The organism is Streptomyces sp. NPDC048734 (assembly GCF_043198675.1).
Lineage (GTDB): Bacteria > Actinomycetota > Actinomycetes > Streptomycetales > Streptomycetaceae > Streptomyces.
This window is the reverse complement of record NZ_JBICUZ010000003.1, coordinates 145,742-162,582: the sequence shown is the minus strand read 5'-3', so window position 1 is coordinate 162,582 and position 16,841 is coordinate 145,742. Positions and strand designations below refer to the sequence as shown.

The following is a 16,841-nucleotide window of genomic DNA, read 5'->3' as shown; positions in this document are numbered from 1 at the left end:
GCCGGTCCTTTCCCGGTTCGTCGCCTCCCTCCCACCATGCGAGGAAGCAGCGTCTGGCACCACACACGATGCCATCCACCCACCTCCCATGATCCCCCCACGGCCCACCCCGGCGGCCGGCTCCGCCACAGATCCCGGACCACGGAACAACCGCCACCACCGCCCCGCGGGCCGCCGTCCGGGCACCGGGACGCCACAGCGAATCGCGAGGCCGGAACCTGTGGTCGAATTCCCGGCCCGGCGCCCTCGCCCGTGATTCACCGTGGTCGACGAGTGACTCTGTGAGCACGGAAGTGCTGTGACGGGTGACCCGGATGGGGGCTGTGGTGGGGACCGGGTTCGTCGACCGCGTGGAGCACATGGACGAGTAGCGCTCGTTGACGGCGGACGTGACAGCAGGGCGGGGAGGCCGGTCGATCGTGTTCGACGGCGTCTCGGGCATGGGCAGGTCCGCCCTTCTGCGGGCGTTCGAGGCCACCTTCGAGGTCGCCACCCCATATGTCACCAAGTCCTCGGTGGCGCCGCCGACGATCCGGACGGTCGGCCCGCTCCCGGACCCCGACGTCCGATCTGATTTCTGGTCGTCGCCCACCGATCCCCCTGCGTTCCCCGCCGAAGAAGCGGGATTCGCGCTGCTGCACCACGACCGCGACTTCGAGGCCGTCGCCCGTACCACCGGGCAGCCGGTCCGGATCGTCGACCTCGGGCAGCGGGTCGGCTCCCCGAGAGCCGCCGCGCGGTGATGGGCAGGTTCCGGTAGTCGAAAGTCGAGCCAATTGTTCCAATGAGGAACGTTCATTCGGTCAATTCCGGCTGCGGAGCGAGAAAATAGGTCACCTGTCGCCCTGACTGTTTTCCGGAACACGGTTCGACGGCAACATGGTCAGGCATCTGAACGGCGCGCGGCGCTGCAGAGCGAGATCGTCGGGGGTGCTGGTGAATCACGCGTGGCCGCCGTCCACCTTTCTCGGCCGGTTACGGAATGCCACACGCGACGAACTGCTGAGGCAGGGAACCCCGATCGCCTATCCGCCGCATCGGACGCTGCTGCAGCAGGGCGACGAGAGCCGGCACGTCCTGTTGATCACGAGTGGTGTCGTGAAGGTGGTCGCCAGTGCGGAGAGCGGTTACGACATGCTGCTCGCCGTCCGCATAGCGGGTGACCTGGTCGGCGAAATGGCGGCCTTCGAGGAGCGCCCCAGGTCTGGCACGGTGGTCGCGTGCAGTGACGTGACTGCCCGGATCATCCAGGTGCGGGCGCTGGAGACCTTCCTCACCCGTCACCCGGACGCCGTACGGGCCATCCTCCACATGCTGTGCGCCCGGTTGCGTTGGGCCAACCGGCGCCGGATCGATTTCCAGGCCTACGACTCGCTGACCCGGCTGGCCCGGGTCCTGGCCGAGTTGAGTCAGGCCTACGCCCAGCCCGTGCCGGACGGCGACGGCAAGCGGTGCGACCTCGGTGTGACACTCACCCAGAAAGAACTCGCGTCGCTGGCCGGCCTCGCTCTCAACACGGCCGAAAAGAGTCTGGCCGCGCTGGCCGCCAAGGGGCTGGTGGAACGCAGTTACCGGAACATAACCATCTGTGACGTTCCGAAACTGCTTGAATTCGCCAAAGTCGTGGCTGACAACCCGTATTGATACGGGATCACTTCACTCGGACTCTCCTAGCCTCTCGGACAGCACTTCGTGGGTCATGTCTGCCCACGCCCTGCCCAGAGAGGAATGATCCGGTGCTTGAGTGGTCCGGGTTCTGTCACTGCGCCTGTATAGCCGTGGACGCACAGGCCTACGGCAGCAAGAACGACCGTAGTCAGTCCGAAATTCAGCATGACCTGCCGCGGTTGCTCGACCGCGCTGCCAGAGGCGTCGGCCTGGACCGTACGCAGTGGCAGATCCAGCGCAAGGGCGACGAACAGCTCGCGGTGCGTCCCCTGGACGGTACCGAGCCACGGTTGGTCGACGACTACGTCCGCCATCTCGTTGCCGAGCTGCGTCGGTACAACGCCCAACGAGTGCCCGAGGCCCGGATGCGCCTGCGGGCGGTCGTCCACCAGGGGCTGGTGGAGCTGGCTGAAAACGGCTTCGCCGGTTCGGCCGTGGTGGCCACGGCACGGCTGCTGGGCGCGCGTCAGCTTTACGACGCCCTGGCCGCGCACCCGGACGCCGACCTGGTGCTGTTGCTGTCCGACGACGTCTTCCGGTCCACGGTGGCGGGTGGTCACACAACCCTGTCCACCACTGACTTCACCCACGTCACCGTCCAGGTGAAGGAGTACGAGGCACCCGCCTGGCTGAGTGTGCCCGCGCTCGGCGTGCCGACCGCCGCCTCACGTGAGCCCGGAACCGCAGAGGCGGGGAGACCCGCGGATCCGGTGTCGGAGGTGCCCACAGTGGGCCGGCTCGGAGCGGCCGCCGTGAGCGGGGTCGGCGATGGAACGGCGATCAGCAACGAGTACCAGGCCGAAAGCATCAATGTCACCAACGTGGCCGGCTCCGTGGACGCCCGGGGTGCCGTCTTCGGCTTCGGGAGCGCCGGTGGCTGACGCTTCGGACCCGGACGAGAGGCCGGCCGTATCGCCTTTTGACGAGGACGGCGGCGCGCCGGAGGCCGGGGAGGAGGATCTCGGCCCGGGCACCGGCAGGGACGCGGCCGCCGAGCGGCGCGAGGAGCCGGACGATCGGGAGGAGGACGACCGGGGCTTTGACGATCTGCGCCGCGTCCACCAGCTCGTCAGCAACAACTTCTACGGCGTCGTCGACGCCTCCGGAGCGGCATTCGGCTTCGGCGCGGCCTCGTCTCCCGGACTCGCTCCCGGCACCATCGAGCCCGAGGAGGTGGACCGGGCCCTGCGGTTCCACGTCCCGCCGCAACCCTGCTTCGACGAGGCGCTCGGCAAGCTGCGCGAGGACGCTCTCGTCGTACTGACCGGCCAGGACAACTGCGGCCGGAGCGCCGGCTCCCTCGCCCTGCTCAGGAGGATCCTGGGCAAGGAGGCCGGGCTGCGCAGTCTGTCGCCCGCCAACGCCCTCGCCGAACTGGCAGCTTCGCAGGACCTCAAGCCGGGGCAGGGGTACGTCATCCTCGACTACGTCGGCGAACTGCGTCCCGCGGCCGTGCAGGCTTACGACATCAGGCGGTTGAGCGAGGAACTGGGCCGCAAGGGGTCGTACCTGGTGATCACGGCGGGCGACACGGCCCGCCGGCGGCTGGCGCTGCGGGACCACTGCGTGCCGTGGCAGGCCCCGGACCCCGAGGAACTGTTCGAGCACTGCCGGAGGCAGCTGCCGGACGTCAACCTCGAGCCGGACACCGAGAAGGAGCTGCGGGAGCGGGTCAGCGAACAGCGGCGGCCGGCGGACGTCGTCGCAGCGGCCGTGGCCCTGTCCCGGGAGGGTGCGGAGAAGGCGCTGGACACCCTGCGGGACCGCTACCGGGAGCGGGTGCAGGGGTGGTTCCGCGAGAGGCCGGCCGCGGACGATCTGCTCCCACTCGCGGCCCTGGCTTTCCTGGAGGGCATCCCGGAGCGGACGTTCGAGAAGGAGTGCGCCGCGCTCGCCGCGCACGTGCGCAACTGGGAGCAGAGCGGCGAGACGCCGGTCGCGGAGCTGGACGGATCGACCGCGGTGCCGGCGAGCGGTGCGGTGGCGGGCCAGTCCCGGGCCCGGTGGCGCGAACGGGCGGTGGGACTCGTGACAACCGAGCACAGGCTCGGCCCGAGCCGGAGCGCCGGGCGCAGCGAGCGGTGCCTGGTCTTCACCTCGCCACGCATCCGCGAACTCGTCATCGCGGAGCTGCACGACCTGTACGGCTACGAGCTCTGGTATCCGCTGCGCCGGTGGCTGGGCGAACTGGCACTGCTGGGCGACCTGGACACCCGGACAGAGGTGGCCCGGGGCGTCGCGCTGCTGGCCCGGTACGCGCTGGTCGAAGTCGACGAGAGCCTGCTGACGGTGTGGTCCGGAGGCGTCACCGACCAACGGGTGACCGCCGCGCTGACGCTCCAGTTCATGTGCGACGTCGAGCACCTCGCCCCGCAGGCCCTGAGCACTGTCGTGAGCTGGATGGACAACCGCGGTGCGGAGCGTGCGGTGACGGCGGCCATGGCGCTGACGGGTCGCCTGGGCTCGCTCTACCGACTGGAGACGCTCAAGTGGCTGTGGTTCCTGGCGTGCCGGGGCGAGCGGGTCGCGTTCTCGGCCCGCCACTCCCTGGTGCTGCTGCTGCAGACCGCGGAACGAGATCCCGAACGTGCCCTGTTGATCCTCCGGTACGTACGGACCGTGATCGCGAAGGTGGCGCCGGGCTCCCGGGAGCGGTCGATCGCGCTGAGGATCGCCGTCCAACTTCTGGAAGCCACACGGTTGGAGACCGCTGAGCCCGTGACCGCGGCACTCCTGCGCAGTGTCCCGGACAGTGCCCGCCATCTTGCGTCGCTGTGGGCGGACGTCCTGCACAGCAGCAACCGGAGCCGGGCGGTGAGCGCGCTGTGCCGGACGCTGGTGCAGTTGCGCGACGACCCGTCCGCCACCGGCACTGTGCGCGAACTCGGCGAAGCCATGCGGAACGCCATGAGCCCGAGGCAGTGGACCGCGCTGCGCCATCACCTGTCCATCGCGTTCAAGCACCCCGACTACGCGATTCCCGGTGCCGTCCAGCTGGCGCAGGTGCTCCTCGGACCGCTGCGCGGCCAGGCGTCTGCGGACTCCCGGCGTTCCGTCACGTCCCTTATCCCCACCGCTCCCTTCCCTTCCGTCCAAGGAGGCCGAAACAAGTGAACTACCCGGTCATAGCCGAGCACATCCTGGCCACGGTCCAGGGCACCTGGTGGTCTCGGCGTCGCCGCCGCGAGGACGTGCCGCCGCTGCCGCCCGGCGCGGTCCATGTCTTCAGGGTCGGCGGGAACTACCGCACCTTCCCCGAGGGCATGGTGTTCGACCCGTCCCACCCCGATGTGCTCGACGCCTCCTCGGTCAGCCTGGTCGACACCCGAGCGCGCCTGGTCGATGTGGAGCGCCCGCTGCCGTCGATGAGCGAGGCGGACAATTTCACCGTGCGGGCGTCCTTCACCTGCCAGGTGACGGACCCGACCGTCGTCGCACGGCAGGGCGTCATCGACGTCACCGTCCCCCTGCGCGCCTACCTGATGGGCGACAGCGACCTGCCAAGGGTGAGCGCCGGGCACCGTGTGGAGGAGATCAACGCGGTGCGCACCGAGGCCGGCCACCGTATGACCGCCTACAGCGCGATCGTGCCGCCGCGTGTCGCGGGCATGAGCATCGAGTTCGTCAGCGCCGAGGTGCACGCGTCACAGGAGCTGCGGGACTGGGAGCAGAAGCTGCGCGATGAGCGGCGATCCTGGGAACTCCAGCGTGGACAGCGCGACTTCGAGACCCAGGACGCGCTCCGGATCGCGGAACTGCTCTCCCAGGGATCCGACCACGTGGACGCCTTCGGCATCGCCCGGAAGGAGATCGACGTGACCGAGGTGGCGGCCCGTATCCACCGGATCACCGAGGAGGAGTCGGTCCGCCGCCACAAGGACGAAACGGCGGACCGGGCCCACGCGCAGTCGCTGGAGACGGCGGAGGCACAGATACGCCGCGAGATGCTGCTGACGCTGCTGCGGCAGGCGACCGGCAGCGAGTACGTCGACTACCACCAGATGCTGGACCAGGTCCTGCGGGAGATGGGCGGCCAGGCCGCGCCCGGCATCGAGGCCGCTGCGGACACCACCCGCATGGTCGGGTCGGGAAGGGCACGCCCCGGCCGCACGGTAACGGGCCGGGGTGGTTCGCGCGACCCGGAGGGCGGTTTCGTCAAGGACGAGGACGATCTCGTTGACTGACTTCCTGACGGATCATGTGACGGCCTCCGGCACGGTGGACGGTCAGGCCATCGACGATGCGGCGGCTGCCTTCCGTACCGCAAACGGCCGGACCGCTGCCCGCACCACGGGCAGTGGGCCCTCTGCACGCATCATGGGTAAGGGGCCCTCTGCCCGCACCACCGGTGAAGAGGCCCTTGGCCGTGCCACCAACCGCATCGGCTTCGACGCCGCACGACGTCTGCGTACCCTGACCGGCGTCGACGAGGAGCTGCTGGCCAGGGTCAGATACGAGCGGAGCAAGTACACAGCCCTCGGCGGGGTAGTGCTCGGTACCTCCGTCATCGCGGCGTTCTCCATGTGGAACTTCGCGACCGAGGCACTCGGCAGGGTCTCCTTCACGGCCCTGATTCCGACGGTCATCTGGATGCTGTTTGTGCTCAACCTCGACCGCTGGCTGGTCACTCCGCAGCCGAACGCGCGGCGGCGGGTCGGCCCCCTCCTCACGCGGCTGCTGATCGCTCTGATGCTTGGCGCGGTGATCGCGGAGCCGTTGGTGCTGCGCATCTTCCAGACGGCCATCGAGCAGCATGTTGCGGACGAACGCACGGACGTCATCGACCAGTTGCGCACAAACCTGGTCCGCTGCAATCCCGTACCGTCCACGACGCAGACCGCCATTCCGAAGGGCTGCGACAGGACGTACATCCTTTCCTTCGGCGCGACGCCCGGCGAGCGTGCCGAGGAACTGGCCGCTTTGCGCTCGGACGCCGCCGCCCTGCAGAAGCGGGTGGACCGGGACACCACCAGACTGGAGACCATCGACTCCGAGGTGCGTGACGAGTGCCGCCGACTGATCCGCATAGCCGCCACCGGCCTGTATCAACGGACGTCCGAGTGCCTGCGTCTGCGCGACAAGGCACGCGACTACCGGACCGTCCACCACACCAGTGAGAACGAGAAGCGACTCGTCGGCATGAACAGTCGCATCTCGACAATCGAGGCCGAGCTGACCTCGTCACGTGGCGCGTTCCTCAAGAGCCGGGCCGCCGGCATCGAACGGCGGCTGGACGGTGAGCGCGCCAAGCAGAAGGAGATCGGTGTCCTGGAACGGATCCGGGCACTCGACGAACTCGCGAGCGGGAACCCGGTGCTGTTCGTGGGTATCTGGCTGGTCCGGCTGCTGTTCGTAATGCTCGATGTGCTCCCCGTGCTGGTGAAGTACCTGAGCGGTGAGACCGCGTACGACCGCATGCTCACCGGTGAAAGCAACAGCGCGGTAAAGATCCACAGCGAGGAGGTCCGGCTCGCCGAGCACCGAGCCATGGCGAACCTCGAGATCGCCCAGGACGCCATCGAACAGAAGGTCCGGCGCCATCGCGTCGAGTCGGAGGCGGCGTTCCGGGAACACACGGCAACGATGAACATTCGGGTCCGGCAGGCGGTGAACGCGCTGGAGGACGAGATCCGCCACTCCTCGACGGTCTGACACACCTGCCTGCACCGGGAACACAGCACCACGGCCGTCCCGCACGCCGGGGCGGCCGCCTGACACTGATGGAAAGGAAGGGGAGGCATGACCACACACGGAGGCGGCGCCGACACGGATCCTGACAACGACACCGGCGCTGCACCCGACCGGGGCGCGGAACTCGCCAGGGTCCTGCTGTCCGAGGCCCGTGAGGAGCTCGCGAGGGCGGACAACAAAGCCGGCCTCATACTGGCGTCTCTGGGCGCGAGCCTGACCGCCCTGCTCGGTGTGATCGGCGGCAGCGTCATCGCTCCGCGGCACTACCCAGTCGTTCCGCAACTCCTCCTCTGGGTGGGCTGTGCCGCCTGTGTACCGGCACTCGTCCTACTGGGCCTGGCCATGACCCCACGCCTTGGAAGCCCCCATCACTCCCGCACTCATTACTTCGGCGACGCCCGGCTGGCCGTGTCGGTCGCACACCTGGAGCGCATGGTGCGTCGTACCGACCCCGTGTCCCGGGACCTGAGCCAACTGGCGATCCTGTCCCAGATCGTCTGGACCAAATACCGCTGCATACGCCACGCACTGGCCTGGGGTGCAGCCTTCTTCACGCTCACGCTTCTGGGCATTGTGACGGGAGCGTCGAATTAGCGGTTCGATGATGGGAGGGAGGGCGCAGGGCATCCGATGGCAACGCGTTCAGTGAGAGCTGCCCGCCGATGGCAGCCGAGGCGTTGCCGACCAGAGTAAGGATCTCTTCGCCGTGTCGGGCCACTGTCTGGGAGACAGGAGCGGGTTCAACGCCGCAGTTTTGGCTCACCGCGGGCCAAGGCCCGGATGAGGCGGCCCAGGCAAGGAACTACGTCAGCGACTGACGCCCGAGCCTCGGCCTTGGGCCGGCTGCAACAGAGACATCGGTCCGAGAACGATCGCTTCGTCCCGGCGTGCGCACGGGAAACCGACGATTTCGTCTCCGCGGTGCATGGCAGGGCGGAAGCGACGAGGCCGGCGCTCGACCTCCTCGATGCACCCCTGCCGACGGGAGTTGCCCTCTCTGGTGACCACGTCGCCTCGACCCGCCCCTGCTGCGGTTGGCGCCCAGCTCCCAAAACGGCCCGCAGAACCACTCAGGGGCCCGACCCGCGATGCGGATCAGGCCCCTGACCTGGTACTTCACTGTCGGGGTGGCGGGATTTGAACCCACGACCTCTTCGTCCCGAACGAAGCGCGCTACCAAGCTGCGCTACACCCCGATGTCGCTGCTCTACTGCTTGTCGCGGCGACGTCGTTTACTTTAGCCCACCGGTGGCTAGAGACGAAATCCGGTTTTGACGCGGTGGCGGACGGGGTGCGGGCGGGCGTGGTCGAGGGCGACCAGGAGGACGGCCAGGGCGTAGAGGGAGAGGCCGAGGAGGAGGGCGTTGGCCAGGGTGTGCTTGTAGCCGTGGGCCGCGGCGTCCAGGAAGGGGTAGAAGTAGCGGTCGGGTGTGCCGGCGGTGATCAGCGCGGCGCGGGTCAGGAAGAAGCCCAGGTAGGCCAGCGGGTAGACCAGCCAGGTCGCCGCCTGGCGCAGGTGCAGGTGGGCCGAGGGCGTCAGCAGCAGCCAGTCCAGGACGGCCGCCGCCGGGATCACCGTGTGCAGGAGGTGATGGGCGACAGCGTGCCAGCCCGTCGGGGTGCCGGTCGTGCCCGTCACCGAGTACGGACTCGCCGTGTCCGCCAGCAGCAGGTGGTACACCAGACCGTTGGCCACGGCGTAGAGCAGTGCCGCCCCCGTCAGGGCGGAGGGGAGGGGGCGGCGCGCCGTCCAGACGCGGCGGGCCGACGCCAGGGTGACCAGGGCCAGCAGGATCGTGCTCTGGACCGAGAAGTGGCTCAGCGCCCGCAGGGGGCTGCCGAGCAGCAGTGCGAGGGTCACGGTGCCGGTCGCCGTCCCCGCGATGAGCAGCCGGAGGACGCCCGCCAGTGGACGGCGTGCCGGGGCCACCACCGCGGAGGCGGGGACGAAGGAGGGCAGGAGCGAGTGCGTCCGTGGGATGGCCGGCAGGTCCGGCATGTCCCTGGGTATCGGGGCGGTCATGCCTTCAAGCTAGGAAGAGGGGGTAAAAGGGGCGATACGGGTGGCCTGTTCGAGTGAGAGCTCTTCTCCCTGCCCACCCGTCAGTCCTCGGTGCCCGGCCCCGCAGGCCCGGCCCCGCACGCCCCGCCCGGCCCGCCCGGTCCCGCACGCCCCGCCCCAGTCCTGCACGCCCCGTAAATGCCTCCCCCTACTCCCTCCCCACCAGCGTCAACAACGTCACCTCCGGCGGGCACGCGAACCGCACGGGTGTGTAGCGGTTGGTGCCGCAGCCGGCCGACACGTGCAGGTAGGCCGTCCGGCTCTCCGCCGTGTGGGTGGACAGGCCCTTCACCCGGTCCGTGTCCAGGTCGCAGTTGGTGACGAGGGCGCCGTAGAAGGGGAGGCAGAGCTGGCCGCCGTGCGTGTGGCCGGCCAGGACCAGGGGGTAGCCGTCCGCCGTGTACGAGTCCAGGACGCGGAGATACGGCGCGTGCACGACGCCCATCGAGAAGTCCGCCGTCTCCGACGGGCCGCCGGCCACCTGCGCGTACCGGTCCCGCTTGATGTGCGGGTCGTCCAGTCCCGTCAGCTCGACCGACACGCCCTCGACCTTCAGGGTGCCGCGGGTGTTGGTGAGGTTCAGCCAGCCCGCGCCGTCGAATCCGTCGCGCAGGTCCTCCCACGGGTTGTGGACGACGTCGACCGCGGGCGCGTTGCCGTTCAGTCCGTGCCGGCCCTGGGCCTTCTCGAACAGGTAGCGGGCGGGATTGCGCAGCTTGGGGCCGTAGTAGTCGTTGGAGCCGAAGACGTACGCCCCCGGGAACTCCATCAGCGGGCCGAGCGCGTCGAGGACCTCGGGGACGCCCTCCGGGTCGGACAGGTTGTCGCCGGTGTTGATCACGAAGTCGGGGCGCAGACCGGCCAGTGAGCGCAGCCAGCGCTGCTTCTTGCGCTGGCCGCTCACCATGTGGATGTCGGAGACCTGCAACACGCGCAGGGGGCGCATCCCGGCGGGCAGGACGGGGACCGTCACCCTTCGGAGGCGGAAGGAGCGGGCCTCGAAACCCGCCGCGTACACCAGACCGGCGGCGCCAGCCGCCGCGATGGACAGAGGTACTCCGTATCGCGCGCGCATACGACCATCGTGTCAGACCCGTTCGACGGCCAGGACCCCACCGTCCCCGGAACCTCCCCGAGACGCCCCTCAGTTGTCCCTGACGTGCCACTCCGGTACCTCACCTCCGACGTGCCCCCCTGGCCCCTCGACCCCTGACGCGCCCGCCCCGACGTCTCCCCTGACGTGCCCCTCTTGAAGGAACACCGCCCGCGCAGGCCGCCGACGCAGGCCGCGGCTGTCCGCCGCGAGCGGGCCGGTGAGGAGCCGTCGGCGAACGGGCGTAAATGAAGGGGCGACGCTCCGTCCGCACCTGCGACAATCACCCTCATGACCACGCTCAAGTCGAAGCTCAAGGAAGACCTCAACGCTGCGATCAAGGAGCGCGACGAGCTCCGCTCCTCGACGCTCCGGCTGACCCTCACCGCGATCACGAAGGAAGAGGTCGCGGGTACCACCAAGCGCGAGCTCTCCGACGACGAGGTGCAGAAGGTGATCAGCCGCGAGGCGAAGAAGCGCCGCGAGGCCGCGGACGCCTTCGCGCAGGGTGGTCGCGCGGAGTCGGCCGAGCGGGAGCGGGCGGAGGGCGAGATCCTCGCCGTGTACCTGCCCAAGCAGCTCAGTGACGACGAGTTGGAGGCCATCGTCACCCAGGCCGTCGCGGAGGCCAGGGCGGCCGGTGCCGAGGGGCCGCGGGCGATGGGCGCCGTCATGAAGATCGTGAACCCGAAGGTGGCCGGTCTGGCGGAGGGCGGCCGCGTCGCCGCCGTGGTCAAGAAGGCCCTCGCGGGCTGACCCGAACCACCGCACGACACCTGGACCCTGCGCCCTGCGGCGACGGCTACGGCCCCTGTCCTCCCAGAGGGGAGGCAGGGGCCGTAGCCGTGGAAGAGGTGTCCGGGGTCTCAGCCCCGGCCCCTGCCGCCGCCGCTCCCGTTGCCCTGTCCCTGGAACAGGTTGCCCGGGAGGGTGATGCCGCCGGAGGTGTCGCCCGTCGTGCCGCCGTCGATGAGGCCGCCGATGAAGCCCTCGTCGCCGTTGTTCCCGTCGTCGCCGCGGTCGTCCTCCTTGGGGTCCTTCTCGCCGCTCGGGATGCTGATGAGGTTGAAGGAGGGAGCCTCCTTGCCCTCCAGCGCGCCGGTCATGGCGTCCCGCCAGATCGGGCCGGGGGTGTCACCGCCGTAGACCTGGGCGTGGTAGGTGCCGCCGATGGAGATGTTGGTCATCTTGACCTTCTGGGAGGCGCTGCCGACCCAGACGGCACCCGAGAGGTTCGGCGTGTAGCCGACGAACCAGGCGTTCTTGCGCTCGTCCGTCGTACCCGTCTTGCCGGCGTTCGCACGACCGGACAGACCGGCCTGCTTGCCCGTGCCGGAGTCGGTCACACCGCTCAGCAGCGTGTTGATGCTGTCCGCGGTCTTCTCGCTCATCGCGCGCGAGCAGGTCGACTTCGGGACCTCCAGCGACTTCTTCTGGCCGCCCACGGTCTGGGTGATCGACTCGATGGCGACCGGCGTGCAGTACATCCCGCGGCTGGCGAAGGCGGCGTACGCGCTCGCCATGGTCAGCGGCGAGAGGCCGGTCGAGCCGAGGGTCATCGAGGACGGCACCTCGGGCACCTTGTCGCCGTTGCCCTGGACGACGCCGAGGGCGTCGCTCATCTTCACCACGGGGCACATGCCGATGTCGCCGAGCATCTCCACGAAGTAGGTGTTGACCGACAGCTCCATGGCCTCCTTCAGCGCGTACGGTCCGACCTCGGACTCGGCCTCGTTCTCCAGGGTCTCGTCCCTGACGTTGACCCAGGGCTTCCCGCTGCACGTCTGGACCTTCTCGGGGTACGGCATCTTGAACGGGGCCGGGTAAGACTGCGTCACCGGCTTGCCCTGCTCCAGCGCGGCCGCGGCCACGAACGGCTTGAACGTCGAGCCGGTCGGGAAGCCGAAGTTCGACCCGCCCATCGCGGCGTCGACCGAGAAGTTGTACTCGGTCTCGTCCTTGCCGTAGCCGTACGGCTTCGACTGGCCCATCGCGAGGATCTTGCCGGTGCCGGGCTCGACGAGAGTGGTGGCCGCGGCCACCTTGTCCGACTTGTAGACGTGGTCCTTCAGCGAGTCCTGCACGGACGCCTGGGCCTGCGGTTCCAGCGTCGTGCGGATGGTCAGGCCGCCCTGGTTCCAGACCTTGGCGCGCTCCTCCCTCGTCTTGCCGAAGACCGGGTCGCTGAGGAAGACCCGCTCGACGTACTTGCAGAAGAAGCTGGCGCCCTGCACGGCCGTGATGCAGCCGTTCTTCGGCTGGGTGACCTTCAGGCCCAGCGGGGCCTGCTTCGCCTTGTCGGCCTCGGCCCGCGAGACGTCGCCGACCTCGGCCATGCGCTCCAGCACGACGTTGCGGCGCTTGACGGCCTCGGCCTCGTCGTTGACCGGGTCGTAGCGGCTGGGCGACTGGACGATGCCGGCCAGCAGGGCCGACTCGGCGAGGGTCAGGTCCTTGGCGTGCTTGGAGAAGTACCGCTGGGACGCGGCCTCGACGCCGTAGGCCTGCTGGCCGAAGAAGGTGATGTTCAGGTAGTTCTCGAGGATCTTCTTCTTGCCCAGCTCCTCCTCGACCTGGATCGCGTACTTCAGCTCGCGGATCTTCCGGCCGATGGTCTGCTGGGTGGCCTGCGCGACCTTCGTCGGGTCGTCACCGGCCTCCTCGACGAAGACGTTCTTCACGTACTGCTGCGTGAGCGTCGAGGCTCCCTCGGAGACGCCGCCGCTCTGCGCGTTCTTGTTGAGGGCGCGCAGGACGCCCTTCAGGTCCACCGCGCCGTGCTGGTAGAAGCGGGAGTCCTCGATCGCGACGATCGCCTTCTGCAGGTACGGCGAGATGTTCTTGAGGTCGACGACCGTGCGGTCCCGGGAGTACACCGTGGCGATCTGGTCGCCCTCGGCGTCGAGGATCGTGGTGCGCTGGCTCAGCGGCGGCGTCTTGAGGTTGGCGGGGAGTTCGTCGAAGGACTCCACCGACCCCTTCGCGGCCAGTCCCAGCGCCCCGACCGCGGGCAGCGCGATGCCGGCCAGCACGGCTCCCGCGAGCACACTGACACCGAGGAACTTGGCGGCCTGCTGGGTCGCCGTCAGACCACCGCCCGAGCTCTTCTTTGGCATGAGGGCAGCCTACGTTCTCATTCGCCGGACACGCGTCAATGCCTTGGCCTAAGCTGCTCTCAACTGTCACAGCAGCAGGGCTACGTATCAATACGTCCGGCGACCCCGAATCGTTCCGGAGGTTCCTCGCTTTCTGATGAGGGCGTGTCCGAATCCGCCTTGTGTGTCAATCGGTGTCCGTTGTGACTCAAGCGAACCGTCCCGATTCGCCGGGATGGTCGCACATGTCGCAGGCTCACTCCCCCGGGTGATCTGCCGCTTACGCATAGTCCGTTCGGACCATTCAAGATTGGGCCCGAAGGGGGTGTTGCGCTGTGCCCACCTTCCGTAACGTCCTCAACTGGCGGCGGTGAATATGCCGCTGCCGCCGTGGGGGAGCCTCGATTCGGGAGAGGACGGCGCCGGTATGGGCTGGGTAACCGACTGGAGTGCGCAGGCCGCCTGCCGCACTACTGATCCGGATGAATTGTTCGTTCAGGGAGCAGCGCAGAACAGGGCCAAGGCGGTGTGCACCGGATGCCCGGTGCGCACCGAGTGCCTGGCGGACGCGCTCGACAATCGCGTCGAGTTCGGCGTGTGGGGAGGCATGACCGAGCGCGAGCGCCGCGCACTGCTGCGCAGGCGGCCGACCGTGACCTCCTGGCGCCGGCTCCTGGAGACCGCGCGCTCGGAGTACGAGCGCGGAGCGGGCATCGTGCCGCTCGACGACGACCAGGTGTACGAGAACTACGCGGCGGTGGGCTGAGGGGTCCGTCCCCCGGTGGGTCCCCGCTGAGAGGTCCGTCTTCTGGTGGGTCCCCTCAGCCTCAGACCTCCGTCTCGGGCAGCTCCGGCCGGTTGGCCGCGAGCCGGTTTCCGATGTCCCGCAGCCCTGCCAGGTCGTGTACGTCGCCGGCCAGCGCGGCCACCTCGGCGACCGCGACCTCGGGATGCAGCGAGGCGAAGCGGTCCCACGTGTGCTGCTCCCGGGAGAGCAGGTGCATACGATCGGCGTGCAGCCTCAGCAGGCCTGCGGTGAGCCGGTCGGCGGACCGCTCCGGGTCGGGGCCGGTGGGGGAGCCGCCGCCGGTGCCACCGTCGGCGGCCGGTGTCCCTGGAGCGGTTGCTTCTGAACTGCCGTACGTGTCGGGAGAGTTACGAAGTCCAGCTTTCCCGCCGTCCTGATCCACAATGCGGGGTTCCTCAAGATTTTCGGCGGCTGCGAGCGCCCGCTCGGCGGACAGCTGAGCGGCGCCGCTGCCGTGGACCCGGTTGAGCACCAGCCCGGCCAGCGGCATGTCCTCGGTGGCCAGCCGCTCCACGAAGTACGCCGCCTCCCGCAGCGCGTCCCGCTCGGGCGCCGCCACCACCAGGAACGCCGTCCCGGGTGCCTGGAGAAGCTTGTACGTGGCGTCGGCACGCGTGCGGAAACCGCCGAAGGTCGTGTCCATCGCGGACACGAACGTCTGGACGTCCTTGAGCAGTTGGCCGCCGAGGAGCTTGCCGAGAGTGCCGGTCATCATCGACATCCCGACGTTGAGGAACTTCATCCCCGCGCGGCCGCCCAGCTTGGCGGGGGCCGTCAGCAGCCGGATCAGCCGCCCGTCCAGGAACGACCCGAGCCGCTTGGGCGCGTCCAGGAAGTCCAGCGCCGAGCGCGACGGCGGCGTGTCGACGACGATCAGGTCCCACTCGTCCCGCGCCCGCAGCTGCCCCAGCTTCTCCATCGCCATGTACTCCTGCGTGCCGGCGAAGCCCGCGGAGAGCGACTGGTAGAAGGGGTTCGACAGGATCGAGGCCGCCCGCTCGGCATCCGCGTGCGCCTCGACGACCTCGTCGAAGGTGCGCTTCATGTCGAGCATCATCGCGTGCAGCTCGCCGTCCCCCTCGACGCCCTTCACACGGCGGGGCGTGTTGTCGAGCGAGTCGATGCCCATGGACTGCGCGAGCCGGCGCGCCGGGTCGATGGTGAGGACGACCACCTTGCGGCCCCGCTCGGCCGCCCTGAGGCCCAGCGCCGCCGCGGTCGTCGTCTTGCCGACCCCGCCCGCACCGCAGCACACCACGATGCGGGTCCCCGGGTCGTCGAGCAGGGGGTCGACGTCCAGCGTGCGCGCGGGGGAGAGGCGGCGAGAGCCCTCCTGGGCCCGAGGCTGGTCCGCGCTCATGACATCCCCTGCTTCCGCAGCTCGCCGGCGAGTTCGTACAGGCCCGCCAGGTCCACGCCCTCGGCGAGCATCGGCAGTTCGTGCAACGGCAGACCCAGCTCGCCCAGTACGGCCCGCTGCTCGTGCTCCAGCGCATACCGCTCGGCGTACTCGTCGGCCTGGGTCAGGAGCGGGTCCACCAGCCGCTCGGCGTGCCCGCCCCGGCGCGCCCCGCCCAGTCCCGCGGCGGACAGCGACCGCGCAACAGAGGAACGCGCCACCGTCCTGACGAGTTCCATCCCGTCCGCGTCCAACACCTCCGGCCGGACCATGTTGACGATGACCCGCCCCACGGGAAGCTTCGCGGCCCGCAGTTCGGAGATGCCGTCGGCGGTCTCCTGGACCGGCATCTCCTCCAGCAGCGTCACCAGGTGCACGGCCGTCTCCGGGGACTTCAGCACCCGCATCACGGCCTGCGCCTGGTTGTGTATCGGGCCGATCCTGGCGAGGCCCGCGACCTCGTCGTTCACGTTCAGGAAGCGGGTGACGCGGCCCGTGGGCGGGGCGTCCATGACGATGTGGTCGTACACGAACCGCCCGCTCCTGTCCTTCCTGCGCACGGCCTCGCACGCCTTGCCGGTGAGGAGCACGTCCCTCAGGCCCGGCGCGATGGTGGTGGCGAAGTCGATCGCGCCCAGCTTCTTCAGGGCGCGGCCCGCACCGCCCAGTTTGTAGAACATCTGGAGGTAGTCCAGAAGGGCCAGTTCGGGGTCTATGGCCAGGGCGAACACCTCCCCGCCCCCGGGAGCGACGGCGATCTTCCGCTCCTCATAAGGCAGCGCCTCCGTTTCGAAGAGCTGCGCGATGCCCTGGCGGCCCTCGACCTCGACGAGAAGCGTCCGCTTCCCCTCGGTCGCGAGAGCCAACGCGAGAGCGGCGGCGACCGTGGTCTTTCCGGTCCCGCCCTTGCCGCTGACGACCTGGAGCCTGCTCACGTCTTCGAGCGTAACCAGTCGGCGCGCGAGCCAATCGGGAGGCTGTGGACAACCGGTGTTCGATCGGCCACATGGCCGGGGACCGGGCCG

At 69.3% G+C, this 16,841-nt stretch carries 14 protein-coding genes and 1 tRNA gene; 9 read left to right on the top strand and 6 right to left on the bottom strand.

Annotation, left to right across the window (positions count from 1 at the left end):
• Positions 1-419 precede the first annotated feature (419 nt).
• The 7 genes from ACGFQC_RS09745 to ACGFQC_RS09715 all read left to right on the top strand — a co-directional run bounded on the left by ACGFQC_RS09745 (position 420) and on the right by ACGFQC_RS09715 (position 7,953).
• The gene (locus ACGFQC_RS09745; RefSeq protein ID WP_363087446.1) at positions 420-743 is read left to right on the top strand and encodes a hypothetical protein; all 324 of its coding nucleotides are present in this window, start codon (positions 420-422) and stop codon (positions 741-743) included.
• Positions 744-930: 187 nt separating this feature from the next.
• Positions 931-1,644, top strand: coding sequence for a Crp/Fnr family transcriptional regulator (locus ACGFQC_RS09740; RefSeq protein WP_393288016.1), 714 nt, complete (start codon positions 931-933; stop codon positions 1,642-1,644).
• 134 nt (positions 1,645-1,778) lie between these two features.
• Complete coding sequence (locus tag ACGFQC_RS09735) at positions 1,779-2,549, top strand: hypothetical protein (protein ID WP_363087444.1); 771 nt, start codon at positions 1,779-1,781, stop codon at positions 2,547-2,549.
• Positions 2,542-4,782: a hypothetical protein gene (locus ACGFQC_RS09730; RefSeq protein WP_363087443.1), complete on the top strand. Its 2,241-nt coding sequence runs from the start codon at positions 2,542-2,544 to the stop codon at positions 4,780-4,782. The genes ACGFQC_RS09735 and ACGFQC_RS09730 overlap by 8 nt, the downstream gene beginning before the upstream one ends.
• Positions 4,779-5,852: a hypothetical protein gene (locus tag ACGFQC_RS09725; protein ID WP_363087442.1), complete on the top strand. Its 1,074-nt coding sequence runs from the start codon at positions 4,779-4,781 to the stop codon at positions 5,850-5,852. Before ACGFQC_RS09730 ends, ACGFQC_RS09725 begins: the two co-directional genes overlap by 4 nt.
• On the top strand, positions 5,845-7,320 hold the full coding sequence (locus tag ACGFQC_RS09720) for a DUF4407 domain-containing protein (RefSeq protein WP_363087441.1): 1,476 nt from the start codon (positions 5,845-5,847) through the stop codon (positions 7,318-7,320). The genes ACGFQC_RS09725 and ACGFQC_RS09720 overlap by 8 nt, the downstream gene beginning before the upstream one ends.
• Positions 7,321-7,407: 87 nt before the next feature.
• On the top strand, positions 7,408-7,953 hold the full coding sequence (locus tag ACGFQC_RS09715; protein ID WP_363087440.1) for a Pycsar system effector family protein: 546 nt from the start codon (positions 7,408-7,410) through the stop codon (positions 7,951-7,953).
• 528 nt (positions 7,954-8,481) lie between these two features.
• On the opposite strand, the gene ACGFQC_RS09710 is transcribed toward ACGFQC_RS09715, so the two are convergent.
• The 3 genes from ACGFQC_RS09710 to ACGFQC_RS09700 all read right to left on the bottom strand — a co-directional run bounded on the left by ACGFQC_RS09710 (position 8,482) and on the right by ACGFQC_RS09700 (position 10,496).
• A tRNA-Pro gene (locus tag ACGFQC_RS09710) sits at positions 8,482-8,555 on the bottom strand.
• A 56-nt stretch (positions 8,556-8,611) separates the two neighbouring features.
• Positions 8,612-9,382: a Pr6Pr family membrane protein gene (locus ACGFQC_RS09705; RefSeq protein ID WP_363087439.1), complete on the bottom strand. Its 771-nt coding sequence runs from the start codon at positions 9,380-9,382 to the stop codon at positions 8,612-8,614.
• 187 nt (positions 9,383-9,569) lie between these two features.
• On the bottom strand, positions 9,570-10,496 hold the full coding sequence (locus ACGFQC_RS09700; protein WP_363087438.1) for a metallophosphoesterase: 927 nt from the start codon (positions 10,494-10,496) through the stop codon (positions 9,570-9,572).
• A 309-nt stretch (positions 10,497-10,805) separates the two neighbouring features.
• Between ACGFQC_RS09700 and ACGFQC_RS09695 the strand changes: the two genes are divergently transcribed.
• Positions 10,806-11,270 carry a GatB/YqeY domain-containing protein gene (locus ACGFQC_RS09695; RefSeq protein WP_363087437.1) on the top strand — a complete coding sequence of 155 codons (465 nt, stop codon included), beginning with the start codon at positions 10,806-10,808 and terminating at the stop codon, positions 11,268-11,270.
• 110 nt (positions 11,271-11,380) lie between these two features.
• On the opposite strand, the gene ACGFQC_RS09690 is transcribed toward ACGFQC_RS09695, so the two are convergent.
• Entirely contained in the window at positions 11,381-13,630 is a 2,250-nt protein-coding gene (locus ACGFQC_RS09690; RefSeq protein ID WP_363087436.1) for a transglycosylase domain-containing protein, read from the bottom strand.
• A gap of 406 nt (positions 13,631-14,036) precedes the next feature.
• On the opposite strand from ACGFQC_RS09690, the gene wblA reads away from it, so the two are divergent.
• Complete coding sequence (gene wblA / locus ACGFQC_RS09685; protein ID WP_324787120.1) at positions 14,037-14,375, top strand: transcriptional regulator WblA; 339 nt, start codon at positions 14,037-14,039, stop codon at positions 14,373-14,375.
• 61 nt (positions 14,376-14,436) lie between these two features.
• Here wblA and ACGFQC_RS09680 read toward each other — a convergent pair whose 3' ends face one another.
• Both ACGFQC_RS09680 and ACGFQC_RS09675 read right to left on the bottom strand, forming a co-directional pair.
• Positions 14,437-15,777: an ArsA family ATPase gene (locus ACGFQC_RS09680; protein WP_363087435.1), complete on the bottom strand. Its 1,341-nt coding sequence runs from the start codon at positions 15,775-15,777 to the stop codon at positions 14,437-14,439.
• Positions 15,774-16,751 (bottom strand): ArsA-related P-loop ATPase, encoded by a 978-nt coding sequence (locus ACGFQC_RS09675; RefSeq protein WP_363087434.1) that lies wholly within the window; start codon positions 16,749-16,751, stop codon positions 15,774-15,776. Before ACGFQC_RS09675 ends, ACGFQC_RS09680 begins: the two co-directional genes overlap by 4 nt.
• Positions 16,752-16,841 lie beyond the last annotated feature (90 nt).

Coding starts and splice junctions, on each gene's coding strand:
- ACGFQC_RS09715 (WP_363087440.1), top strand. CDS start 7,408: ATGACCACACACGGAGGCGGCGCCGACACGGATCCTGACAACGACACC.
- ACGFQC_RS09705 (WP_363087439.1), bottom strand. CDS start 9,382: ATGACCGCCCCGATACCCAGGGACATGCCGGACCTGCCGGCCATCCCA.
- ACGFQC_RS09700 (WP_363087438.1), bottom strand. CDS start 10,496: ATGCGCGCGCGATACGGAGTACCTCTGTCCATCGCGGCGGCTGGCGCC.
- ACGFQC_RS09695 (WP_363087437.1), top strand. CDS start 10,806: ATGACCACGCTCAAGTCGAAGCTCAAGGAAGACCTCAACGCTGCGATC.
- ACGFQC_RS09690 (WP_363087436.1), bottom strand. CDS start 13,630: ATGCCAAAGAAGAGCTCGGGCGGTGGTCTGACGGCGACCCAGCAGGCC.
- wblA (WP_324787120.1), top strand. CDS start 14,037: ATGGGCTGGGTAACCGACTGGAGTGCGCAGGCCGCCTGCCGCACTACT.
- ACGFQC_RS09680 (WP_363087435.1), bottom strand. CDS start 15,777: ATGAGCGCGGACCAGCCTCGGGCCCAGGAGGGCTCTCGCCGCCTCTCC.